Below are 23,154 nucleotides of genomic sequence, written 5' to 3'. Positions count from 1 at the left end.
CGGCTCGGCTGGAGGTGTGGTCCGATCGTTCGGCGCTATGGTTCGGTCGGTCGTCATGGCTCAGAGCAGCACGATCAGGAAGGCGAGGATCACGACGTAGAGGGAAAGCAGCGCGACGGGCGGCGCGCTGAACAGCCTCTCGAACCCGATCCGGGCGAGGACGGGACGCAGCATCAGGAAAAGCGCGAGCGCTGCGGCCGCGTACGTCACGAATGGTGAGATCAGTACGCCACCCACGACGAGTTCCGGAAAGGTCTGGCTCATCGCTTCCCCCCCGGGGCGCGTGCGTCGGTGGGCACGTCGATGAGGTCCGCGGCCCAGGCCATGTCGGCGGCCAGCGTCAGCCGGGCCGGCTCGCTCGCATCTGCCAACGTTCCTGCGAACTGCCGCATGCGTCGCGCGTCGGCATCCCCCAGCGCGGCTCGTACCGAGTCGGCGAAACCGCTCATCCGAGGATCCGCCCCACTGTTCTCAAGCTCCAAGCGTTCCAGCGCACGTCGGATACGGCGCGCCGCCCGGGCCAAGTCGCCCATCCGCAACGCCATGCGAAGATTTGTTTCCCGAACGGAGGCATCGTCGGCCTTGAGCGAGGCGAGCGTCGCGATACGGCTGGCGTCCAGGAGTTGGTCTTCGTCCGCCGACCACGTCCGCGTCCCGCCGCTCAGGGCCGCGTCCATGTCGCGGCGTATCGCGGCCAGCACCCATCGCCGCCTCTGCGCGTCGCTCGTCGGCAGGAGGACGCGGACGAGCACGAAGGAGAACAGCGCTACGAGGACGAGGAGGATGGAGAGCAGGAGGTAGCTTTGCGGATCGTAGCTCTGCGGATTGCTCGGCTGGATCACGACGATAGTGTAGACAGCGGTGAGCAGGCCGGCGCCGGTCAGCGCCGGATTGGGGCTCGACGTCACCAGCAGGGCCCCGAGGAGCGCGGGGGCGGTGCCGAGCATCAGCAACGGGAAGGCGTCGACGCCGCCGAGCAGGATGAACTGCGTGATCCCGCCGAGCACGACGGCGGCCGGCAGGCCGATGAGGGCGCCCTTGGTCATCGCGCCCGAATCGGGGGCATTCGAGGACAGGCAGACGATGACGCCCACCATCGCCCAGGCGAAGGCGGTCATCGACCATCCGGTCAGGGTGAAGAGGTAGCCCGTCAGCACGCTCGCCAGGAACGCGCGCGATGCGTTGCGCAGGGCATTCTCCCGGGAGCGATAGATCGGCATCCGCGGCGCGTGGGCGACCGGCCGGCCGGCGCGCGCCGCCGCGAAGGCTGAGGCGGCCGCCTCGCGCCGGGCCTCCACCTCGCCGGCGAGCCGCCGCCGAATCAGTCCGTCGAGCGCGAACCTATCCGATCCGTCGGTCCAGGCCCCGGCAAGGGCGAAGGCCCGCGCCGCGCGGATCTCGCCGACGAGGGCGGCGAGGGCGGCGCGCACGGCCCCAGCCCGGGCCGAACCCGACACCGCCTCGGTCGGCAAGGCGTTGAGGAAGAGGTGCTGATTGGACGTGGCACTCATGAGCGTCGCGGTCCGCGCGTCGGTGCCCCCGTCCGGCCCGACGCGCAGCAAATTCTCCGTGAAGGTTCGGGCCGTCGTGAGGCCGCCCTCGATGCGCGCGAGCATTGCCGGTCCGAGGTCCGGACCGGCGAGGACGTCGATGACGAGGACGATGCTGGCGATGCCGATGGCGATCGCCGCGCAGCGATTGATGACCTCTGAGAACAGGCTGGACGGATCGTCGATGTGGATCACCGCGACGATCGACACGGTGTAGCCGCAGACCACCGCGCCGTAGGCGCGGTTCCCGTCGAGGAAGCCGGCCGCGAACACGCAGACGGCCAGCCAAGCCGAATAGGCAAGCACGTAGAGGTCGCGCGTCTGCGCGAACAGCCCAACGATCACGATCGACATTGCGCCGCCGACGACCGTGCCGAGGAAGCAGCAGACCGACTTCTCGACGACCTGTCCGCGCGTCTGCAAGGCGAGCATGGCGGCGATGACGCCGGCACTCTCGGCGCCGTCGAGCTGGATCCAAAACGCCACGCCCAGGGCGAGGTGGATGGCGAGCCAGACCCGCACCGCAAACAGCCAGCGGCGCACGGGCAGGCCGACGAAGCGACCATCCATGAACTGCGGGACTGTCAGCCAGCGCAACATGCCGCGCATCCATGCCTCGACGTTCGCCATCATCGGAGGGCGGGCCCGCCATAGGCGGCCATTGAAGAGTTGTCCGGGGGATTTCGGCAGGAATTGAGTGGAACGTGGCCCATCTTTACGCCATCTGCTCTTATCCGACGTTGGAGCAGTCGCAGACGACTGGCTTCAGCAGTCGGTCCGATCTCTTGTGTAGCGCGAGGACAGTCTCGGTGAACGATCCCTTCGACGGCATCCTCAGCCGGGACCAGATCCGAACCTTGGTCGGCGTGGTCGAGCAGGGCAGCTTCCAGCGTGCCGCGGCGGTGCTCGGCGTGCAGCAGCCAGCCGTCACGCAGCAGGTCCGGCGACTGGAGGAGCGTCTCGGGCGCCGACTGTTTGACCGGACGGCCGCCGGCGTCACGCTGACGATCGATGGCGAGGCAGTGCTGATTTACGCCCGCGCGATGGCCGGGCTTGGGGCCGAGATGATGCGTCACTTCGGCAAGCCGGCGCAGGACACGGTGATCCGGATTGGGATCGGCGAGGAGATCGGCCGAACCGCTCTGCCCAACGTCCTCGCCGTGTTCGCGCGCCTCCATTCCCGCTTCCGATTCGAGGCAGCGTGCGCGCTTCCTAGCCGGGACCTGTGCAAGGCCCTCGACGATGGCCAGCTCGACGCGGTCGTCGCCCGCCGCGACCCGGACCGGCAATCCGGGCACGTCATTTCCACCGAGCCCACGATCTGGGTTGGTCGGCCCGACATGAGGCTGCCGTTGGCCGACCCCGTGCCCCTCGTCCTGCCGACGGCCGGCATCCTGCGCGATACCGTGCTGACGACCCTGGCCGGAGCGTCGAGGACATGGCGCATCGTGTTCGCAGGCGCCTCCCTGGCCATCCTCGAGGCCGCGATCCGGGCGGGACTCGGCGTCTCGGCCTGCACGCCACGGACCGAGCTCACGGAGGCCGCGCCCCTGGGTGTCGCTGCGGGATTGCCGCAGCTTCCGGACTCGGTCTTCGTCCTGGAAGAGGCACAGACCCGCCGATCTGACGCCGTCGTGGCGTTCGGTGAGGTCTTGCGTACGGCCGCACGGCTGTCGTTCGCCGGTGGGGGGACGGTTTCTGAGCCGAACGTCGACACATCGCGACCGTGATCGCTCCGAGAGGCCCGGCGCGGTATCGTAATTTCCTCCTTCACGCCGGGCCAACATCCGCTCCGGTCCGGCCAGGACGCTCCGAGCCGGAGCGCGGATACGTTCCGCCTCGGCGTGGACAGCGATATCCCGTGAAAGCAATGGCGTCGCCGGTCGACGGAGCGTCGTTGGTCTCGGCACGGTGTCTGAGATCGGTGCCACGTCACGCGGACAGGTGGCAGCTCGCACGAGACCGTTCGCTGGCCGGCCTGTCGGGATCGGGGGGCATGTTCCGACAGGCCGGCCTTGACCTAAGCGGAGCCTGAGCCCGCTCAGGTCGAGAGACAGGACTAGGTCCTGCAATCGGCGCCGAACCGTGGCTGCTCATTCCTAAGCGCACTCGTGCGCCGTTCGCAAGAGAAACAATGCCTTTAGATACGCATAACATCGAGCTTAGACATACCTATAACGATGATGTTATGCCATCATTATGGTCACGTGCTGCTAAAATCGCGAGCCTATTGCTGAAATAAGATCTTACAACGGAACAAGCTCAATTAGCCGCCATTCTGTGAATGCTAGGAAGGTGCGAGGGCTGCGCATAAGCCGATCCGGCCTCGGACGTCAGCACTCGCTTTGCGAAGGGTCGTGCAAAACAGTCTAACAGGAGCCAGTCGGAACGATGCTCAGAGTCGCACTTTTCATGGCGCTTGCCTTCGGCATGGTCTGTTCTGCCCGCGCGGGCGATGGTTCCTTGGGCGAGCCCAAGATGCTGATCTACGGCAACTATTGCGGCCCCGGGAACAATGCGCCAGAGCCGCCGATCGACGCGCTCGATGCGGCCTGCGCCCGCCATGATTCTTGCACGCCGAAGGGAGCGATGCCCTCGCCGGCTTGCAATGCCCGCTTGGAGCGAGAGGCCGCTGCCATCGCGCGCGATCCGCGACAGCCACCGGACCTGCGCGTGATGGCGGACTTCGTCGCCGCGGGCGCGAGGATGCTGCAGGCCACGAACGGGCTCGGCAGTGCGCCGGCCGGAATGCCGTCGACACCGATGAGGCCCGTCGCGATCCGTCCGTGACGCCACGATGGCGACCGTGGCGGGAGAGGTCGGCCTATGCCACTCGTATCGGCTACCGCCGCTATGATCCCCCGGGGCGCGCTGCCCGCACCGAACGCGCGCCTTTGGCGTCGGCGGTCATCGCGGACGGCAGGCGTCGGGCCTGCGCACTTGTCGCTGCCGGGGCGGCAGCCTTGAGCCTCAATGAGTTTCGAATGCCGACGACGAACGCCGACCTCGGCAGCTTCTCGGTCGGGGATGGTGGTTCGGCGCGCTTAGTCGGCGATCTGTCGGAGCGTGGTAAGCCCCGAGCACGCCCTGTCCGACCGCTCCAGCCATCGCCCGCGGCCGAGGGAAGTCGGCTTCGGGTGAGACTGGTGCTGGCGAGCGCTGGCCTGTTGGAGGTGGCGGTGGCGGAGACCTGCGCGGGTCTTGAGCCCAAACCGCCGGTTGCAATCAACCGGCTGACGTGGCTCGACCGGGTCGAACATCGAGAGGCACGCCCAGCTTGGCGAGTGCGATACACATGGCGAGTGCGATACACATGGTCATCCTCCTCACGCGATCGTGCCGCCGCCATCCACCGTCACCGTGGTGCCGGTGACGTAGGGGTTGGTGGCGACGAAGAGGATGGCCTGGGCGATGTCCTCAGGCTGGCCGACGCGCCGGGCGGGCAACCGCTTCGCTGCGCCCTCGAACATCGTCTGCCGCTCCTCTGAACTCATCCCCGCATAGAGCGGCGTGTCGATCAAGCCTGGAGAGACCGTGTTCACCCGAACCGGTGCTCGTTCCAGGGCGAGCCCACGGGCGAGGGCCTCGAGTGCGGCGTTGATCGCACCCTGGAGCACCGAGGTCGCGCTCGGCCTAGTCGAGAGGAAACCCGATACGAAGGTGAGCGAGCCGCTGTCGCGGATCTTTGCCGACCGGGCGATCCGGTAGGCACCGAAGAACTTCGAGTCCATCGATGCGCGGGCATCGGTCAGAGGCAGCTTCCCGACTGGTCCAGTCTTCGTTGAGGCTGCCGTCACGACGACATGGTCGAATGGCTCATGGCCCGCGAAGAGCGCCTCGACCGCCGCATCATCGGTGAAGTCCAGGGCGGCGGACTCTCCGTTGGCGGCCTTCGCGGCGGCGTCCAAGCTCGCGCCCGGCCGTCCGGCCGCCACGACGCCGGCACCCGCTCGTGCGAAGGCTTTCGCCGTCGCCCGGCCAATGCCGCCGCCGGCGCCCACGACGAGGATGCGTTGGCCTGTGAGGTCGTTGCTCATGGGATCTCTCCTGCTGGCATTCGGACCGACGGCTCATCTATGGAAGTCCGTCTTGAGGTCTACGGCCCTGTCGAAGGCTTCGGTCGGGACGCTGCGCCACCACCAGTCCGGCCGTGACGCCGGACGCCGAGACCACTCGGTTCAGGACGTCGTGAAATGACGGCCGCTCAGGCTGCCGAGCCCGGCAGGCCGCTCACCGTCGGGGGCCCGCGGTCGTAGATCGGCGTGCCGGCCCGTACCTTCAGCGCCCAGTCGGCGATCTCGTCCTTGCGCGCGAACCAAACGCCGGGCTTCGAGCGGGCGTAAGCGAGGAACCGATCGAGCACGCGGACGCGGTTGGCGTGGCCGGAGATACGGTCGTGCAGGGAAACGACCATCATGCGCCGCCGGTGCGCACCCTCCTCGTAGAGCTGGTCGAACTCGTCCTTGAGCGCTTGCTCGTAGGCTGCCGGGTTCCAACCCTGGAAAGGGAACGACACGATGTCGTTCATGTGAAATGTGTACGGCACGGTGACGAAGTCGCCGCCCTTGAGTGTGACGATGAACGGCTCGTCGCGGCTCGGCTCGTCGATGTGGTAGCGGAAGCCGAGCCCTTGCAGGATGTCGAGGGTGCGGGGCGAGTTGCGCATCCAGTAGGCGTTCCAGCCGACCGGCCTCTGTCCGGTGGCGTTCTCGATCGCCGCGACGCTGTCGGCGATGAAGCGGCGCTCGGCCTCCGGGTCGAGAACATAACTGTTCTCCCAGGTCCGTCCGTGGGCGGCGGCTTCGTGGCCGCGCCGGACGATCTCGCGGGCGAGATCGGGCGCCTTCTCGACGGCTTGCCCGATCATGAAGGACGACATCTTGACCTGATGCCGGTCGAACAGGTCGAGCAGCCGCGGGATGCCCTCGTAGACGCCATATTGGAAGAAGGCGTTGGTCGGCAGGTCCGGCAGGCCGTGCTCGATCGGATCGGGAATTACGCCACCCGCCTCCGAGATCGGTTGGCCTCCCGCCTCGAACATCAGCGAGAAGCTGACCGCGAGGCGGGCGCCGTTGGGCCAGAAAGTGTTGTTGTCGGCCATGGTCGGCTCCGTGAAATCCCGTGCTTGGACGGACGACGGCAGCGCGGACGCCGCCGCCGCGGCGAGTCCGCTACCGAGCAGAGCCCGGCGGGTGAAGGGGTGGGCTGCGTTCGTCATAGGGTGAACATCGAGCATTGCGCGGAGGTCGAGTAGCCTGCGATGATGCGAGGATACCTCGTCCCGCAGTTGATAATGCGATGCTCGATGACCTCAACGAGTTGCGGACATTCCGGGCGATCCTTGCCGAGGGCAGCCTGTCCGCGGCGGCGCGGCGGCTCGGTGTTACTCTGGCCGTCGTCAGCAAGCGTCTGGCGACCCTCGAAAGGCGGGTCGGCGTCCGACTGATCCACCGGACGACCCGTGCCCTCAACGCGACCGAGGAGGGATCTCGTCTGCTAATCGACGTCGAGCGCGCTCTGGAAGCCATCCAGAGCGGGGAGGAGCGCCTCGCGGGTGCCCGCGATGAGCCGGCCGGCACCCTGCGGGTAAGCGCACCCATTGCCTTCGGGCGCCGCTGCGTCGTACCCGTGATCGGCGACTTGACACGTCGCTATCCGCGCCTCGCGGTCTGCCTCGAACTCGACGACCGCCTAACGGACCTCGTCGGCGAGGGGCTCGACGTGGCGATCCGTATCGGTGGCCTGTCAGATAGCTCGGCGATGATGCGCAAGCTCGCCGACAACTGCCGCATCTTGGTGGCGTCGCCTGGCTACCTCGACGCCGCTGGTCGCCCTAATACCCCGGGGGAGGCGTTAGGCCATACCTTCCTGCGCTACGGCTCCTCCGCCGAGCCGTGGCATCTCAGAGGACCAAACGGCGTGACAGCTAACCTCGCGGCGACTGGAAGGCTGCGGGTGGACGACGGGGATGCCGTGCACGATTGGGGTCTGGCCGGACTTGGCATCATGCTGAAGTCGCAGGTCGACATTGCCGCGGACCTGATGGCTGGGCGGCTCGAACAGGTGCTCCCAGGGTGGGACGGAGGTGAGGCGCCGGTCGTCGCGCTCTATCCCAGTGGCCGCAACCCGCCGCTCAAGACGCGCGTCCTGCTCGACGCACTCGAGCGCCATGTCGCCGAGGCGCTTGGTAAAGAAAGCAAGCCAGCGACGTCTGATCCTAGTTCTGCGAAGCGCACTCTTGTCGAAGCAACCGTGACACGGACGTCCGCTTCCCGCAGATCTTGATACACGCTGCTACGGCGAGGTCGGGTGGAATGCCGCAGATCTACTTACAGTTCGCAGCGACCGAAATCGGACATTCACTGGCCGATCGGATTTCGGGCAGCGGAAGGGTCCGTAGGCTTCCGCTGTCTGAGCCGCCTAGCGAGCGATGAAGCCGCCGTTGACGAACAGGGTCTGTGCCGTCGTCCAACTGCCGCCCGAGCCGACGAGAAACTCGACCATCGGAGTGATCTCGTCGATCTCGCCCAAGCGGTTCGCCGGGCTCATGCTCGACAGGAACGCCTTCGAGTCGTCCGTCTCGACCGGGTAGAAGAAGGAGGTGTTCAGCGGTCCCGGCGCGACCGTGTTCACGGTGACGCCGCGCGCGCCGATCTCCTTGGCCAGCGCCCGGGTGAAGTGGTCGAGCGGCACCTTCGACCCGGCATAGACGGCGTAAAGGCCGGTCGTGGCAGCGACCAGCGTCGTGCTGATGTTGATGATCCGGCCGTTGTCTTCGATCCGCTTCGCCGCCTCCTGCATGCAGAAGAAGGCCTGCTTGGTGTTGATCGCGAAGCTCGTGTCGAAGTCCTCCTCGGTGATCTCGACGAAGGGCTTCTTGACGACCTTGCCGACGGTGTTGATCAGGATGTCGAGCCGACCGAACTTCGACCCGACCTCGTCGAAGAGCCGTTTGACCTCCGCCACCTGGGTCATGTCCCCGCCGATCAGAAGCGTCTCGGCACCGAGGTGCTCGACCTCGGCCGCGGTCTGCTCCGCCTCGCCGCGCGAGTGCTCGCCGTGGTAGTGGATGGCAACGCCCCGGCAGCCGTTGCGGGCCAGCATCGCGGCATAGGCGCGACCCTGGTTGCGCGCCGCTCCCAGCACCACCGCAACCTTGCCGTCGAGGTCCTTGCTCAGTTCGTTGGTTGCCATTGCCGTTCTCCCGATGACGATCGGAGAATAGTCCGCAGTGGCCGATGCGGCTTTCAGACCGTCTGCGTCCGTATCAAAAAATCCGCATCGAGGCGCGGCAGCCGCGAACTTGGCTTTGCGATCACGCTTGCGCACCGTAGAACGATGGAATGCAGGGATGAGGCTGGCCATGTCCGACGCCGTCCGCACCGAGGCGCCGCACGTCGCTACGGCCGAGGCGCCCGTCCCGAACTGGGGCCGCCAACTCAGCGCGGGCTATGGCACGGCGTCGTGGAACCGGCGCAACGCCGACGAGATCAGCCAGACGATCCCGCACCACCTCGTCCTTTTCTCCTTCAAGCCCTACGCGAACCGCGAGTCCCGGCTCGGCGGAAGCCGCATACGGGTTGCCTCCGCAGCGAGCGGCTCCTGCGAGATCGTACCGGCGGGAGCCGACTACTGGGCTCGATGGCAGGAAGAGAAGGAAGTCGCGGCTTTTTCCCTCTCCCAGCCCTGGCTCGATCGCTTGGCGCAGGACGGCCTCGACCTTCCCGCCGCCAACGTCTTCGCGGATGCGCTGCCCGTGATCGATCGGCGCGTCGCGTTGCTCGGTAAGATGCTCCGGGAGAACCTGCGGTCGGACGAAGGCCCGAAGATGCAGGGCTTGGAACTGGACTCGCTCCTCAACCTGCTTGGCGTTCACTTGCTCCGGCAGTACGGCGTGGCCCGCCCGCCAAAGGATCTCGGCGGCCTGTCCGACCGCCAGTTCCGACAGGTGCGCGACGTCATGCACGCACACCTCGCCGAGGGGGTGAGGCTGGAGGAGATCGCGCAGGTCGTCGGCCTGTCGTCGAGCCAGCTCCTCCGATCCTTCCGCAAACGGACCGGCACGAGCCCGCACCAATACCTTACGCGCCTTCGGCTCGATCATGCTCGCGCTCTGATCGTCGAGGGACCGATGCCGCTGTCCGAAGTCGCGCTGGCCTGCGGCTTCTCCAGCCAGAGCCATCTCACCGCGACCATGCGGCGCGAAGACGGCCTGACCCCGGGAGCGCTACGGGCGTGACGCGCGTCGGCGGAGATACTGCGTCGGCCGATGCCAACGACATCGGGGCACCGCGCGCACATGCCCGATCGAGGCCGTCCGCTTCGCTAGGCCAACGCCGATCGTAGGAACATGCATCCGCTACAGGCCTTCGAACTGATCATCGCGATGTTTCTGGCGGTGCTGGTGCTGCACTACGCAGCGCAGCGCCTCGCGCTGCCACCGGCGGTGGCGTTGCTCGTCGGGGGTGGGACGCTGGCGTTCATTCCCGGTCTGCCCGCCGTCGAACTCGACCCGGAACTGGTGCTTGTGATCTTCCTGCCGCCGCTCCTGATGGACGGGGCCTGGTTCACCGCGCTCGCGCCCTTCCGCCGCCACCTCGCGGGTATCACCTCGCTCGCATTCGGCGCAGTCCTGTTCACCGCGGCCGCCGTTGCCATGGTGACGAAGCTGGTCGTGCCGGGTCTGCCTTGGGCCGCCTGCGTCGCGCTCGGTGCCATCGTCTCGCCGCCGGACGCGGTGTCTGCGCGTGCGGTCCTGCAGCGGGTGAAGCTCCCGCGGAGGCTCGGCACGCTGCTGGAGGGGGAGAGCCTGATCAACGACGCGACCGGGTTGGTGCTGTTCCGCTTCGCCGTCGCTGCCACGTTGACCGGTGCGTTCAGCCTCGGCGCGGCGGTCAGTAGCTTCGCGGTGCTGGTCGGTGGCGGCCTCCTCGTCGGCGGTGCGATCGGCGCGGTCTGGGTTCTGCTGCTGCGCCGTCTCGGCGACGACCACCTGATGATCGCCGCGTCTGTGCTGGTCTGCTGGGCGAGCTACCTCGCGGGCGAGGCGTTGCACGTGTCCGGCGTCATCGCGACGGTGACGGCGGGCCTCGTGTGCGGCTGGTACCAGCACGTCATCTTCACCGCGAGCGTTCGCCTCCGCGGCGTCGGGTTCTGGCAGGTGCTGATCTTCCTGCTCGAGGCCGCGGTGTTCCTGCTGATCGGCTTGTCGCTACGGGGTGTGCTAGATCGCGTCGGCGGGATCGGGGTGATCATGACCGACATGGCGCTGCCGGTCGTGGCGGTGATCCTTGCGATGACGCTCGCGCGCTTTGCCTGGGTATTCGGCGCGGACGCGATCCTCGGAGCATTCAGGCGCCGGGGTTGGGGTCGAGCCGAGCCGCTAGGCGCGCCAGCGGCCACGGTCATGAGTTGGGCGGGCATGCGCGGCGTTGTCACGCTCGCGGTGGCGCTGAGCCTACCGGACACGATGCCGGGGCGCGACCTGATGCTGGTGACGGCCTTCGCCGCGATCCTCGCGACGGTGCTCGTCCAGGGCACGACGCTCGGCCTAGTGATCCGCTGGGCGGGCTTGCGAGAGGACGAGCATGCGAAGCCGCCGCTCGATCTCTTCGCCGCCGAGGCGGCGATGTTGCGGGCGCAGCTTGCCGCCGTCGAGCGCCAAGCCTACGCATCGAACGGCGCGCTGCTGCACCCGCGCCTGCTCGACACCTATCAGCGCCGGGCGACAATCTCGACGGCTTTCACGGGCAGCGACGAGGAACGTGACCGGGACATTGCCGCACACTTCGATGTCGTGCTCGCCGCCGTCGCGGCAGGCCGGACCGAACTCGTTCGCCTGCACCGTGCCCATCAGATCGACGACGAGACGCTTCACGACCTCGAACGCGACCTCGACCTGGAGGAACTCGGCGCTATCGCTGCGAAGGGCTGAAGCGGCGGGCGTTCGGTCTCACGACACAGCAGAAGAGGGTGGCCTATTCGGACGGTCGCATAGCGAGGCACGACGTCCGCTTTTCCAGCCGGCATACTCCGAAACAGTCATTCCGCTTTCGGCCATTTCCAGTCCCGTCCACCCGGATCAATAAACGGCCGAGTTGGGTGGATAGCTGAATTTGAGTTGTCACCGGAAAGCCGATATTAGCTGCGCGCCGTAGCGGCTTACGACTGCGATTCGATGATGAATATCTGCTTGCTTGCGTCGATTTACCGAAGTAAAACTCAGAGAAATACATTGTATGTGCTGGGAATGCCTTGCCGAGAGTTTCGCAAGCTGATGTAGACTGGCTGAGGCCCAGCCCATCAAATTGTCACCGATAGCCTTGCGATCTCATTGGAGCCATTCTAATGAGCTGAGAGCATCGCAGATGGCCTGCTTCGTATGGTCGATCAGGAAGGCTTGTTCTGGCTCAGCGACGCGCAGTGGGCTGTCATCGCGCCCTATATGCCTGACTCGGTCGCCGACCATCTCGACGACCGTCGCATCGTGTCGGGCATCATCCATGTATCGCTGACAGGGTGCCGGTGGCCGGATTGCCACGCGGCGTACGGTCCACGCGGCTCCGTCTATCGGCGCTTCAGTCAATGGCGCCATCGACCGTTCTGGTCGGCCATGTTGAAGAAGCTGTCCGATGCCGGGTGGACCGAGGAAGCCCGCGCCCTCGATCCCGTGGCGATGGCGCGATCACGTCCGCGTCGACGTGGCCTGAGGATCGACCGCAAATGGCGGCCGCCGGGCCGACCATCCGACAACCGACGCACCACCGATTGAGCGGTGCGCCTCAGGCTCGACGCGCTGCAGGCGAACTGCAGGCGTGACTCCTCACCACTTATAGCTGATGCTGGCCAACACTTGTCTCGCCTGACCGTAGAAGCAGGCGTTGACCGTCTGACAGGACGAGACGAAGCGCCGATCAGCGATGTTGGTCGCGTTCACTTGGAAGCGCCAGCGATCCCAGTTGTAGTGAACCTGCGCGTCGAACAGCACGTATTCAGGCACGTGAAAAAGATTGGCTTGATCCGCGAAGGACCGACCGATGTAACGCGCACCGCCGCCGAACCCGAAGCCGCGCAGCTCGCCTGTCGGGAAGGTGTAGTCGAAGAACACGTTGGCGAAGTTCTCCGGGGTGTTCACCGGAACCTTGCCGATAAGGGTGGGATCACCGTTCTTCTCGTTGGTCAGCCCGTAAATCGTGTACGAGGCGGACACGTTGAGGCCGCTGAACACGGTGGCGGTGAGCTGGGCCTCGAAGCCGGTCGAGCGCACCTCGCCGAGCTGCGACTGGAACTGCGGGTTGGTCGGGTTCGCCGTCAGCACGTTCTGGCGGTGGATGTCGAAGCCGGCCACGGTGACGAAGTAGCCTTGGCCCGGCGGCTCGAACTTGACGCCGCCCTCGATCTGATCGCCCGTCTCTGGCCTGAAGGTCCGGTTGTTGATGTCGGTGCCGATCAGCGGCTGGAACGAGGTCGAGTAGCTGACGTACGGCGCGAGCCCGAAGTCGAAGTTGTAGATCAGCGCCGTGCGGTAGGTGGTAGCGGTATCATTGCGACCGTCGTTCCGAGCGCCATTGGTGAGCTTGTCGTTGATCCGGTTTTCGGCGAAGTCCTGCCGGACACCGACCAGCAGGGTCAATTGATCGGTGAGCTTGATCTGATCCTGCCCGTAGAGGCCGAGCTGCTTGAAGGTATCGAAGTTGACTTGGTAGGGACCCGGCGTACCGGCGGGGCCACCGTACGCAGGGGCTAGGATGTTGAGGTCCGGCGCGGAGTAGAACGGGTTCGCGCCGAAGTTCGTGCCCTGATTGTCGCTCAGGCGGTAGTCCTTGTAGTCCAGGCCCATGAGCAGATCGTGGCGGAAGTAGCCGTCGAAGAAGCGCGCCTCCGCCTGGTTGTCGACCTGGAAGATGTTGACCCGGTCCTTCACGAGGAACTGGTAGCGGGCGAGCTGGGTCTGCGTCGCGTCGCCGAAGGCGTAGCCGTTGCCGATGTACGAGTTCTGGTAGCTGTCGCCGAACGAGTAGCGCAGGTTCTGACGGAACGACCACGTGTCGTTGAAGACGTGCTCGAACTGGTAGCCGAGGAACGCCTGATCGCGCTGGAAGGTGTTGAAGTCGCGATCTCCGACGTTGGTCGAGCGCAGGATGCGCAGGCCGAGCGCCTGGGGGCGCACGGTGCCGGCGTAGGGCAGGAAGTTCGCCGACACGCCCGTGTTGTCGTGCTGGAACGCGGTCAGGACGGTGAAGGTCGTCGCCCCATCCGGCTTGTAGGTGAAGGCGGGCGCGATGAAGTAGCTGTCGTCCGGGAGGCCGTCGATCTGCGTGCCGCCGTTGCGGCCGTAGCCGGTCAGGCGATAGAAGTAGTGCCCCTCCTTGTCGACTGGGCCGCCGAAGTCGAAGGCGGCGTACTTCTGGCCATACGAGCCGCCGCCGACCTCGACGTAGCCGAACGGATCCTCGGTCGGACGCTTGCTCACCTGGTTGATGATGCCGCCGATCGGGCCGGCGCCGAACAGCACCGCTGCGGGCCCGCGCAGCACCTCGACCCGCTCCAGTCCGAAGGTGTCGTAGCGGAAGTAGCCGAAACCGTAGTTCAGCGTCTGCAGGCCGTTCAAGTAGAGGCCGTAATCACTCGCCACGAAGCCGCGTAGGAGGAAGTAGTCCAAGCGCGTGTCGTAGCCGAACGGACTGGCGTAGGTGCCGGCCACGTACTGCGTCGCCTGGGATAGGTTCTGCGCGTTCTGGGCGTCGAGCTGCTGGCGTCCCACGACGGTGATCGACTGCGGCGTCTCGATCAGCGGAGTGTTGGTCTTCAGGGCGGTCACGGAGCGCTTGGCCACGAAGCCGTCGATCGGCCCGTTCGGGTTCTCAGGTCGACCGGGACCTGGCTGACCGGATGGGACCGGGCCATAGCGCTCACCGGCGCCGCGGCTCTCGACGCTCAATTCGTCAAGTTGCACGCTGCCTGCGTTCGCTGAGACGCCCCGTCGGGGCGTGTTCGCCTCCTGCGCGGAGGCTTGGTCCATCGCGACGCCGAGAACCGCGAGCGAAACGCCAGCGAGGGCGATTGCGCGCACCATGGTGCGGTGAAAGCTGATGATCTTCATAGCCCCGAGCCCATTCAGGCAGCCGCCCGCGCTCGCCGCGGAGACCTGCGACGTGGCTGCCGTGTTGTTTAAAACTGTTATAAACTGCTGTTTTGCTTTGCTTTTCTGCTCGATGGATACGGTTGAGATGCAGGATGGACAAGGCGGCTGGAGCGCGACTTCGGTGGATATGGCGGACCAGTGGCAGCGAGGTCACAGCCGCAGACTAGCCACCGCACGCCTTGCATCGGCAGACTCAACGCACCAGCGTGCGAGCCTCGGTTGTGGACTGCAAGCATCGCGGGTTGAAGCCTCCGGCAATCCTATGCGGAGACTGTAGGATCGTCGGAAGCCTGCACGTTCATTGTAAATACAAGGTGCAATCTTCGACTGCGTTTGATCACGCAGGGCTACTCAGACCGGCGACGAGCGGACCTATCCAAGGCCGGCAAAGGGTCGGTAGGAGACTGTCTGCTTTTGCGGCAGAGCTACTCCGAAGCGGACCTGCCGCTTTCGGCCAAGGGCAGCCACCCGGGCCGAGGAAAAATCGCAACGAATATGTCGAGCTAGTCGCTACTAATAAACCGAAGTTCGCGACCAGTGACCCCCTTCGTTAGCGATCAGAGGAACTCGCTCGATCGGCTGCGGTTGGCATGCCATGTTCATAGGCGCCCCGCAAACCAGTCGTCGGGTCAGCGGAGACTTCGACATCAGCCAAGCTCACGTCCGGTGCTGCTATACGGACTCTAGGCACGTCCGCGTCGAGGGACGTGAGGCCCTCTTCTACGATCCCGTCCGCGCCGCGTCTCAAGCCGAAATCGAGCGTGCTCGCGTCGCGTGCACGGTTCTGGCAATCCGGGTCGAGAGCTACAGCTGTGAGGGCATCCGCGATGGGATCTAACTCGCCCGTACGTGCCATCGTGGTGGTCGGAGCAGGCCTCGCGGCCCTGCGTGGGGCCGAGGCTATGCGCCAAGCCGGCTACACGGGTTCGCTCACGATCGTCGGGGACGAGCCCTACCGCCCTTACGATCGACCGCCGCTCTCCAAGCACGTCCTGACCGGTGAAATCTCCGCAGATGCGACGACCCTGCCGAGCAGTCTTGATGGTGATGTCGACTGGCGCCTCGGGAGTCCGGCTGCGCGCCTCGATCGTGCGGCTCAGGTGGTTCACCTCGCCGACGGATCAGCGCTGCCCTACGACCGCCTGCTGATCGCCACTGGCACCCGCGCCCGGCCTTGGCCGAACCCGCACGAGGGCAAGCTCGCCGGTGTCCATTCCCTGCGGGGCCGGGACGATGCGGTCGCCTTGCGCGCAGCGCTCGTCGCCAGGCCGAAGCGCGTGCTGGTGATCGGCGGTGGCCTGATCGGCTGTGAGGTCGCGAGCGCCTGCCGGCAACTCGGATTGCCGGTGACCCTGGTTCAACCCGGCCCGGCACCGCTCGGGCGCGCGCTCGGCCGGTATATCGGCGAGATCATCGGCGCCATGCACAAGGTTCGTGGTGTCGACCTGCGACTCGGCGCCGAGGTCGAATGGTTGGAGGATGCGGACGGCCGGCTCGTGCGCGCGCACCTCGCCGACGGCACCGCGATCGAGGCCGACGTCGCGGTGACGGCGCTCGGCGCGGTGCGCAACACTGGGTGGCTGGCTGGATCCGGCCTGTCGTTCGACGCGGGGGGCGTCGACTGTGACGCGGACGGTCATGCGCTGAACGTGGATGGACGGCCCGATCTCGCGATCGCAGCGGCGGGCGACGTCGCCCGCTTCCCGCACCTGCTCTACGGCGGGCGCCGCATCGCCGTGGAGCATTGGGGGCACGCGGTCGCGCAGGGCATGCATGCCGGACGTGTGCTCGCCGGGGACAAGCCCGAACGGGGCTACGCCGCATTGCCCGCCTTCTGGTCCGGGCAAGCGAGCGTGACGATCAAGTCGGTCGGACTGACCGACGGTGCCGACGCCATTACGATAGCGCACGGCGATCCGGCTGCAGGACGCTTCCTCGCCCTCTACGGCCGGGCGGGACGGTGCATCGCCGCCGTGTCGGTGGATTGTGGGCGCTGGCTGCCGGCCTACGCCGCACTCATCGCCGAGAACGCGCCGTTTCCACCAAAGGGGGCCGCGACCGATCGGGCCGGCCCACTCAAGATCCTCGCGTCGGGCCTGACCTGACGCCCGTTCGCGGACACAACATGGCCGACGCCAACCTCCTCGGGCAGATCAAAGACTACGCCAACCGCGCCAACCCATACCCACTCTACGCTCGCCTGCGTCAGAGCCCGGTCTCGAGGCAGGATGACGTGAGCGAGGGGAGCCCGGCTTCGAGCGAGGTGGCGCGCAGCGTTTGGGTGGCGGCAAGCCACGCCGCCATCACGCGACTGCAGAACGATCCCCGCCTGAGCGTCGAGACCCAGCCGCCGACCAAGCGCCCGTCCACCGGCAACCCGGTGACCGACTACTTCGTCAACCCGATCAAGGACCGGATCACCGACCGACACCAGCCATTCCTGTTCCGCGACCCGCCCGCGCACGATCTCCTGCGCGCCGCCACCGTGCGCCAGTTCACCCCTGAGCGGATCCACGCGATGCGAGCCCGCTCGGAGCGGCTCGTCGGCGAGATGCTCGACAGCAAAGTCGGTGCGCGCGCGATCGACGTCGTCCACGACGTCGCCTACCCGCTGCCGGTCGCGGTGATCTGCGAACTGTTCGGGGTGCCGGACGGGGACGAGGCCCGGTTTAGCGATTGGTCGAGCCAGCTCGCCACGGCGGTCGAACCCGGTGTCGTGGTCAGCGACGAGGCCCGCATGGACAACGCCCGGGCCTTCGATGGCATCTCGGACTACTTCTCCGATCTCATCGCCGAGAAACGCAAGCGACCGCGCGATGACCTGCTCTCGGGGTTGGCCAACCAGGTCACTCAGGATGGCTATCGGATGGGCGACTTCGATCTGATCTCCACGGCGATCCTGATCCTGGTCGCCGGCCACGAAACCGCGGTGAACCTGATCGCCAACGCTTGGCTCACGCTGCTGCGCCACCCGGACGAGCTGGCGCGCCTGCGCGCCGATCCGAGTCGCGCCCCGCGCGTGGTCGAGGAGGTGATGCGCTACGATCCTCCGGTGCAACTCGTCACCCGCAAGACGCTCAGCGCCATCGACATCGCCGGTATCACGATCCCCGCCGATGAGACGCTCATCCTGATGATGGCCGCCGGCAACCGTGATCCGGCCTCGTTCCCTGACCCGGATCGGTTCGATCCCGATCGCACCGGCACGCGCCATCTCGGTTTCGGCGGCGGCCTGCACTACTGCGTCGGCGCGCCCCTCGGCCGGTTCGAGGCGGAGGCCGCGCTGACTGCGCTGGCGCGCCGGCTGAAGGCCCCGCACCTGATCGAGGATCCGCCGCCCTATCGTCGCCCGGCGACCCTGCGCGGACCGGAGCGTCTGCGGGTGGCTGTCGAGGGGATCCTCTAGCCTGCTTCAGCGCCTGACAGCACGAGTCTCAACCGGGTGCCTCGCACCCACGCCGACCATGGGTCTAGATGCGACGAGGTCTTGCAGGCTCTCTTGCGGGATCATCGAAGTAGAGGCTTTGGCTCGAAACCAGGGCTCGCGCTTCAGGTGTGAACCCGGCTACGAGTTGCTCAAGCTCGATCGTGGCGGGCGTAGGTAGCTGGCATGCCCGACACCCATCCCCTGATCCAGCGTCCAGGTCTGCGGGGCGCGCGTCCGCTCGCCGGGCTGCCCAGTTCGCCGCTCGCTTACGCCCTGCTCGCCGTAGCCTTGACGGCGGTCGGGTGGAACTTCGTGGCCGGCGACGCCGCACGTCGCGAAGGGCTGCACCGCAGGGAGTTGATCAGCCACAGCGAGCGCTTGCTCTCGACGATGAAGGATCTGGAGACCGGCATGCGCGGCTACGCGCTCACCGGCAAGCCCGAGTACCTCGAGCCCTATGCCGATGCGCTGGGTCGCATCCCCAGTGAGGGCGCCTTCCTCGACACCCTCGACGGTGGCTCTTCCGATCCTGCGATCGCAGCACTCGCCCCCGTGCGCAAGCTGATCGGCGATGAGACGGTGTTCTCCGACAGGGTCGTCACTGCACGGCGTGACCAGGGGTTCGACAGCGCAGAAGCCCTGATCGAGACTGGCGCGGGCAAGCGCCTGATGGACGCGATCCGTGCCGCCACCGCGACGGCCAACCGATCCGCCGGAGAGGCGTTGGCGGAGAACGACCGTCGCGACAGCCTGCGCTACACCGCCCTGACGGCGTTCAGCTTGCTGTGCGCGACCCTCGCGATCGTGCTTCTGGGCCGCCTCGCGATGGTTCGGCGCCGCGAAAGCCAGCGCAGCAGCGGACTGTTCGAGGGCGTGCTCGCCAATGCCCCGGTCGGGCTCGGCTTCCTCGACGGCGGGTTCAACATCCGCCACATGAACCGCGCGCTGGCGACGATGAGCGAGCGCGGCTTCGGCGCAGATCTCGGCGCACCGATCTGGACGCTTCTCCCGAGGCTGGAAGACCAGCTCACCCCGCTACTGGAGGCGGCGCGCGACCACGGCCTCGTCAGCGCCGACGTGCCGGTGAGTGTACCGAGCGAGAGCGCGCCGGGCGGGACGCGCCATTTCCGCATGAGCTTCTATCCGCTGAGCCAGGATGAAGGGTCGGCGGTGGCCACCGGCGTCGGCCTCGTGGTGGCGGACGTGACCATGGCCGTCCAGTCCGAAGCCCAAGTCCGCGCGGGCGAGGCGCTACTCCGGACTGTTCTCGACACACTGCCGGTGGGCGTGCTCATCGCCGAGGCACGATCCGGACGGATCACCGGCCACAACGCCCGCGCCGAGACGATCCTCGGGCACGGGGTACTGCCCGCGCAACCCGGCGACGAGCCTGAGCGTTGGGTCGGCTTCCACGAGGATGGCCGGCCGGTCGAGCCGAGCGAGTGGCCGCTGATCCAAGTGGTGCGCGCCGGCGAGCCGCAGTCCGAGCTGGAAGTCGACTATCAGCGCGGCGATGGTGCCCGCGCCTGGATCGGCTTCGCCGGCGCGCCGATGCGGGCGGCCGACGGCGCGCTCGTCGGTGCTGTCGTGGTGGTGTCCGACATCGACGCGCGCAAGCGCTCGGAGCACGTCCTCGCGGCGGCGAAGGACGCCGCCGAGGAGGCCAATCGCGCCAAGTCCGAGTTCCTGGCCAACATGAGCCATGAGCTCCGCACCCCGCTGTCGGCGGTGATCGGCTACTCGGAGATGCTGCAGGAGGAGATGGAGGACGCCGGCCAGGCGGACCTGCTGCCCGACATGAAGAAGATCGAGGCGAACGCGCGCCACCTGCTCGGGTTAATCAATGACGTGCTCGATCTGTCGAAGATCGAGGCCGAGCGCATGGAGGTGTACCCGGAGAGCCTCGACGTCGCCGCGACCGTGCGCGACGTCGCCGCCACGGTGGAAGCCTTGGTGGAGAAGAAGGGCAACGCCCTGGTCCTCGACATCGCGGACGGGCTCGGCAGCGCGTACACGGACGCGACCAAGCTGCGCCAGTGCCTGATCAACCTGCTGAGCAACGCGGCAAAGTTCACGGACGGCGGGCAAATTACGCTGACGGCACGCCGGCAGACCGACGCCGAGGGCGATCGGCTGGTGTTCGCGGTAACCGACACCGGCATCGGCATGAGCGAAGAGCAGGCGTCACGCTTGTTTCAGCGCTTCAGCCAGGCCGACGCCTCGACCACACGGCGCTTCGGCGGCACGGGGCTGGGCTTGGCGATCACCCGGGCGTTCGCGCACATGCTCGGCGGCGACATTGCGGTCGAGAGCCGCGAGGGCGCCGGCACGACCTTCACCCTGACGCTGCTGGCGAGCGTGGCCGAGGGCGAGGAGAGACAGGCGCAGGCGAGATCCCCGCGGGCGCCGCAACCCTCGGCCGAGTCGATAGCGGGCAGTGAGGTCTTGGTCATCGACGACGATCAGGCCACCCGCGACCTGCTCGCGCGTTTCCTGGCTAGGGAAGGCTTCCACGTCGCGACGGCGGGTGACGGACTGGCCGGGCTCGAACAGGCGCGCACGCGGCGTCCGCGCGCGATCCTGCTCGACGTGACCATGCCGCGCATGGACGGATGGACCGTGCTGCGCATCCTGCGCGCCGACCCGGAGCTGGGCGATCTGCCGGTGATCATGGTCACAGTGCTCGACGAGCAGAACCTGGCGTTCTCGCTCGGGGCGACCGACTACCTGCAAAAGCCGGTCGACTGGACGCAGTTGAAGGAAGCGATGGAACGGTTCCGGCCAAAACCCCACGCCGGGCCGGTGCTGATCGTGGACGACGACGCCGACCTGCGCGCATTGATGGCCTCGCAGCTGACCCGGGACGGCTGGCAGGTGGCCGCGGCGGCGGACGGTCGGGCCGGCCTGACGGCGGTCGGCGAGCACCGGCCGCGGTTGATCCTGCTCGATCTGATGATGCCGGAACTGGATGGCTTCGGCTTCCTGCGCCTGCTGCGTACCCGCCCGGAGTGGTACGACATCCCCGTCGTCGTGCTGACGGCCAAGGACGTCACGGCGGACGACTTCCGCCAGTTGGCCGGGCAGGCCGACCGCGTGGTCCAGAAGGCCGGATTGTCCTTCTCCGACCTCTCGGCGCTGCTGAAAACGCTCTACGGAGCCGATCCCACCGAGCATCAGCTCGGTGGGCCGGGGTCGGATCAGGCCGATGGGACCGAAATGACCACGACGTCCGAGTGATCGGCTTGTCGGCGCATCCACCGGATCAAAGATGCGGATCGTCGGCCGCCCGGAGCTTGCCCGCGGCGATGGCCGTCCGGAACGCCTTATAGTCCGCCTCGTTCCGATCACCGTAGGCCATCGCCCAATCGGCCAGGGCCACCCGCAGGTCGGCGCGGCCGTCATGACCGAAATAGCCTGCGATCGCCGCCGCATCCCCGGTCCGCGCGTGGGCCTTGGCCAGCAGCGCGCCGTAGGCGTGCGAGAAGTACAACAGCGACCGGCCCGTCATGCGCGCGACCGGGATCTCGCCCTTCATGTTCTTCATCTGCCGCACGTAGAACGGCCGACCCTCGATCTTCGTCCAGCCCAGCAACGGATCGCCTACCGCCTGTAGCAGGCGCTGGCCGTAGATCACGCGCTCGCCCTCGTGATCGGCATAGGGCTTGGGCATGCCACGCACGTACGGCGCGTGGGCCGGTCGCACGGCTTCCTTGACCTGGAGGAAGAGCGCGTCCTGATCCGAGTTGCCGCACAACAGCGCGACGTAGGCGCGGGTGCCGACGCTGCCGACGCCGACGACGCGGTGCGCGACGTCGACCACGTGATAGCGGCTGAGCATGAACCGCCGCTCGCGCGGCAGCGTCTCGGCGTAACGCTCCAGGCCGGTGGTAACGGCCTCGCGCGTGGCCTCGTCGACGCGGACGAGGATCGGCGATTCCTCGCGGAAGCGCCAGCCGCCGTCCGTGCGCCGCTCGCCCACCCGATCGAGCAAGCTGGTGTTGTTCTTCCGCCGCGCCTTCTCGACGGCCTTGCGCACCACGGCTCGCGAACGCGCGTCGATCTCGATGCCGGCGAACGCGAGGTCCTCGGCGCGCGCCGCGCGCTGCCAGACGTCGAGCGAACCGCGCGGGGCGAGGTCGTCCATCGTGTGCTGATAACCCGCCACCGCGCTCAGCGCGGCCTGGCGCCGTTCGGCCAGCGGGACATCGGCATCCCGCGCGGCGACCTCGATGCTCGCGCACAGGCGCTTCAGGTCCCACTCCCACGGCCCGACCGTAACCTCGTCGAAGTCGTTGAGGTCGAGCACCACCTCGCCCTGGGGTGAGCCAAACAGGCCGAAGTTCGAGATATGGGCATCGCCGTTCATCACCACGTCGATGGCGCCGCGCGGTCCCTGTGCGAGATCCCAGGCCATGACCTGTGCGGCCCCACGCAGGAAGGCGAACGGCGAGGATGCCATGCGGGCGACCCGCAGCGGGATCAGGTGCGACTGCCGCCCCTGGTGGGCCGCCTCGATGAGCGCGACCGGGTCGGGACGGTCGCGGGCGAGATCAAACGCGGCATGAGTTGAGTGCGGCAGTTCCAAGCGCAGGATCTTACCGCTGGCGCGGCGCTTCTCCCACGGTTCCACGCCCGAGCGCAGGTCGATGTGTGGGAAGTCCGCCAGGGGTTCGAGGACCGCCTCTTCGGCAGCTTCGATCACCGCCTCATGCTCATCGACCGCCGCCGAGGTATCCGTGGGATGCGCTGACCGTTCCATCGACCTCGTCCGACCGCCTCAGACCACACCAACGGTTCGACCAGGGAATAAACCCTTCGGCTCAACGTGGACTTAACCGCACACCCCGGCCGAGCGGCGATCCGGCCGTGACAAGGCCCACTGCCTGCTCCAAGCCTCCTCGCGCGACCGTTCGAGGTAGCCGATTTGGTGTCGAAGCGATCATTCTCGACCGCAGCCACTAAGACTATCGCCCGAGGGAGATCAGCTTATCGGTCGACCTCTCACCACAAACCTGGAGCGCTTACATAGTCGC

16 protein-coding genes are annotated in these 23,154 nt (G+C 67.0%); 9 read left to right on the top strand and 7 right to left on the bottom strand.

What is annotated here, in order from left to right; translation table 11 throughout:
• Nucleotides 1-60 precede the first annotated feature (60 nt).
• Together ACLBX9_RS16500 and ACLBX9_RS16495 are read right to left on the bottom strand one after the other, a co-directional pair.
• The gene (locus ACLBX9_RS16500; RefSeq protein WP_447719707.1) at nucleotides 61-264 is read right to left on the bottom strand and encodes a DUF1656 domain-containing protein; all 204 of its coding nucleotides are present in this window, start codon (nucleotides 262-264) and stop codon (nucleotides 61-63) included.
• A complete protein-coding gene (locus ACLBX9_RS16495; protein WP_447719706.1) occupies nucleotides 261-2,159 on the bottom strand; it encodes an FUSC family protein in 1,899 nt (632 codons plus the stop codon). Before ACLBX9_RS16495 ends, ACLBX9_RS16500 begins: the two co-directional genes overlap by 4 nt.
• A 200-nt stretch (nucleotides 2,160-2,359) precedes the next feature.
• On the opposite strand from ACLBX9_RS16495, the gene ACLBX9_RS16490 reads away from it, so the two are divergent.
• Both ACLBX9_RS16490 and ACLBX9_RS16485 read left to right on the top strand, forming a co-directional pair.
• The gene (locus tag ACLBX9_RS16490) at nucleotides 2,360-3,280 is read left to right on the top strand and encodes a LysR family transcriptional regulator (RefSeq protein ID WP_447719705.1); all 921 of its coding nucleotides are present in this window, start codon (nucleotides 2,360-2,362) and stop codon (nucleotides 3,278-3,280) included.
• Between the two features lie 682 nt (nucleotides 3,281-3,962).
• Nucleotides 3,963-4,340, top strand: a complete 378-nt coding sequence (locus tag ACLBX9_RS16485; RefSeq protein ID WP_447719704.1) for a hypothetical protein — start codon at nucleotides 3,963-3,965, stop codon at nucleotides 4,338-4,340.
• A gap of 536 nt (nucleotides 4,341-4,876) precedes the next feature.
• Here the strand turns inward: ACLBX9_RS16485 and ACLBX9_RS16480 are convergent.
• Nucleotides 4,877-5,587, bottom strand: coding sequence for an SDR family oxidoreductase (locus tag ACLBX9_RS16480; protein WP_447719703.1), 711 nt, complete (start codon nucleotides 5,585-5,587; stop codon nucleotides 4,877-4,879).
• Between the two features lie 167 nt (nucleotides 5,588-5,754).
• Nucleotides 5,755-6,768, bottom strand: coding sequence for a polysaccharide deacetylase family protein (locus tag ACLBX9_RS16475; protein ID WP_447719702.1), 1,014 nt, complete (start codon nucleotides 6,766-6,768; stop codon nucleotides 5,755-5,757).
• 80 nt (nucleotides 6,769-6,848) lie between these two features.
• On the opposite strand from ACLBX9_RS16475, the gene ACLBX9_RS16470 reads away from it, so the two are divergent.
• A complete protein-coding gene (locus tag ACLBX9_RS16470; protein ID WP_447719701.1) occupies nucleotides 6,849-7,835 on the top strand; it encodes a LysR family transcriptional regulator in 987 nt (328 codons plus the stop codon).
• Between the two features lie 135 nt (nucleotides 7,836-7,970).
• Here ACLBX9_RS16470 and ACLBX9_RS16465 read toward each other — a convergent pair whose 3' ends face one another.
• Nucleotides 7,971-8,915: an SDR family oxidoreductase gene (locus ACLBX9_RS16465; RefSeq protein ID WP_447719700.1), complete on the bottom strand. Its 945-nt coding sequence runs from the start codon at nucleotides 8,913-8,915 to the stop codon at nucleotides 7,971-7,973.
• Between ACLBX9_RS16465 and ACLBX9_RS16460 the strand changes: the two genes are divergently transcribed.
• The 3 genes from ACLBX9_RS16460 (at nucleotide 8,914) to ACLBX9_RS16450 (ending at nucleotide 12,321) form a co-directional block, all read left to right on the top strand.
• Nucleotides 8,914-9,789, top strand: a complete 876-nt coding sequence (locus ACLBX9_RS16460) for a helix-turn-helix domain-containing protein (RefSeq protein ID WP_447719699.1) — start codon at nucleotides 8,914-8,916, stop codon at nucleotides 9,787-9,789. The two genes, ACLBX9_RS16465 and ACLBX9_RS16460, sit on opposite strands and share 2 nt — an antisense overlap.
• Before the next feature lie 111 nt (nucleotides 9,790-9,900).
• Nucleotides 9,901-11,484 carry a Na+/H+ antiporter gene (locus tag ACLBX9_RS16455; protein ID WP_447719698.1) on the top strand — a complete coding sequence of 528 codons (1,584 nt, stop codon included), beginning with the start codon at nucleotides 9,901-9,903 and terminating at the stop codon, nucleotides 11,482-11,484.
• 447 nt (nucleotides 11,485-11,931) lie between these two features.
• On the top strand, nucleotides 11,932-12,321 hold the full coding sequence (locus tag ACLBX9_RS16450) for a transposase (protein ID WP_447719697.1): 390 nt from the start codon (nucleotides 11,932-11,934) through the stop codon (nucleotides 12,319-12,321).
• A 51-nt stretch (nucleotides 12,322-12,372) separates the two neighbouring features.
• Here ACLBX9_RS16450 and ACLBX9_RS16445 read toward each other — a convergent pair whose 3' ends face one another.
• The gene (locus ACLBX9_RS16445) at nucleotides 12,373-14,652 is read right to left on the bottom strand and encodes a TonB-dependent siderophore receptor (RefSeq protein WP_447719696.1); all 2,280 of its coding nucleotides are present in this window, start codon (nucleotides 14,650-14,652) and stop codon (nucleotides 12,373-12,375) included.
• 869 nt (nucleotides 14,653-15,521) lie between these two features.
• Between ACLBX9_RS16445 and ACLBX9_RS16440 the strand changes: the two genes are divergently transcribed.
• The 3 genes from ACLBX9_RS16440 to ACLBX9_RS16430 all read left to right on the top strand — a co-directional run bounded on the left by ACLBX9_RS16440 (nucleotide 15,522) and on the right by ACLBX9_RS16430 (nucleotide 21,358).
• A complete protein-coding gene (locus tag ACLBX9_RS16440) occupies nucleotides 15,522-16,799 on the top strand; it encodes an NAD(P)/FAD-dependent oxidoreductase (RefSeq protein ID WP_447719695.1) in 1,278 nt (425 codons plus the stop codon).
• Between the two features lie 20 nt (nucleotides 16,800-16,819).
• On the top strand, nucleotides 16,820-18,100 hold the full coding sequence (locus tag ACLBX9_RS16435) for a cytochrome P450 (protein ID WP_447719694.1): 1,281 nt from the start codon (nucleotides 16,820-16,822) through the stop codon (nucleotides 18,098-18,100).
• Between the two features lie 204 nt (nucleotides 18,101-18,304).
• Nucleotides 18,305-21,358, top strand: a complete 3,054-nt coding sequence (locus ACLBX9_RS16430; RefSeq protein WP_447719693.1) for a response regulator — start codon at nucleotides 18,305-18,307, stop codon at nucleotides 21,356-21,358.
• Between the two features lie 25 nt (nucleotides 21,359-21,383).
• On the opposite strand, the gene ACLBX9_RS16425 is transcribed toward ACLBX9_RS16430, so the two are convergent.
• Nucleotides 21,384-22,880, bottom strand: coding sequence for a DUF2252 domain-containing protein (locus tag ACLBX9_RS16425; RefSeq protein ID WP_447719692.1), 1,497 nt, complete (start codon nucleotides 22,878-22,880; stop codon nucleotides 21,384-21,386).
• Between the last annotated feature and the right edge of the window lie 274 nt (nucleotides 22,881-23,154).

The sequence above is a fragment of the Methylobacterium sp. A49B genome, assembly GCF_053346215.1.
The sequence above is the reverse complement of the archived record's forward strand: the minus strand, read 5'-3'. Positions and strand labels throughout refer to the sequence as shown.

Bases quoted from the DNA above. Each gene is read 5' to 3' on its own strand.
- ACLBX9_RS16500 (WP_447719707.1), bottom strand. From the start codon at position 264: ATGAGCCAGACCTTTCCGGAACTCGTCGTGGGTGGCGTACTGATCTCA.
- ACLBX9_RS16495 (WP_447719706.1), bottom strand. From the start codon at position 2,159: ATGCGCGGCATGTTGCGCTGGCTGACAGTCCCGCAGTTCATGGATGGT.
- ACLBX9_RS16485 (WP_447719704.1), top strand. From the start codon at position 3,963: ATGGCGCTTGCCTTCGGCATGGTCTGTTCTGCCCGCGCGGGCGATGGT.
- ACLBX9_RS16480 (WP_447719703.1), bottom strand. From the start codon at position 5,587: ATGAGCAACGACCTCACAGGCCAACGCATCCTCGTCGTGGGCGCCGGC.
- ACLBX9_RS16475 (WP_447719702.1), bottom strand. From the start codon at position 6,768: ATGACGAACGCAGCCCACCCCTTCACCCGCCGGGCTCTGCTCGGTAGC.
- ACLBX9_RS16470 (WP_447719701.1), top strand. From the start codon at position 6,849: ATGCTCGATGACCTCAACGAGTTGCGGACATTCCGGGCGATCCTTGCC.
- ACLBX9_RS16460 (WP_447719699.1), top strand. From the start codon at position 8,914: ATGTCCGACGCCGTCCGCACCGAGGCGCCGCACGTCGCTACGGCCGAG.
- ACLBX9_RS16465 (WP_447719700.1), bottom strand. From the start codon at position 8,915: ATGGCCAGCCTCATCCCTGCATTCCATCGTTCTACGGTGCGCAAGCGT.
- ACLBX9_RS16455 (WP_447719698.1), top strand. From the start codon at position 9,901: ATGCATCCGCTACAGGCCTTCGAACTGATCATCGCGATGTTTCTGGCG.
- ACLBX9_RS16450 (WP_447719697.1), top strand. From the start codon at position 11,932: ATGGTCGATCAGGAAGGCTTGTTCTGGCTCAGCGACGCGCAGTGGGCT.
- ACLBX9_RS16445 (WP_447719696.1), bottom strand. From the start codon at position 14,652: ATGAAGATCATCAGCTTTCACCGCACCATGGTGCGCGCAATCGCCCTC.
- ACLBX9_RS16440 (WP_447719695.1), top strand. From the start codon at position 15,522: ATGGGATCTAACTCGCCCGTACGTGCCATCGTGGTGGTCGGAGCAGGC.
- ACLBX9_RS16435 (WP_447719694.1), top strand. From the start codon at position 16,820: ATGGCCGACGCCAACCTCCTCGGGCAGATCAAAGACTACGCCAACCGC.
- ACLBX9_RS16430 (WP_447719693.1), top strand. From the start codon at position 18,305: ATGCCCGACACCCATCCCCTGATCCAGCGTCCAGGTCTGCGGGGCGCG.
- ACLBX9_RS16425 (WP_447719692.1), bottom strand. From the start codon at position 22,880: ATGGAACGGTCAGCGCATCCCACGGATACCTCGGCGGCGGTCGATGAG.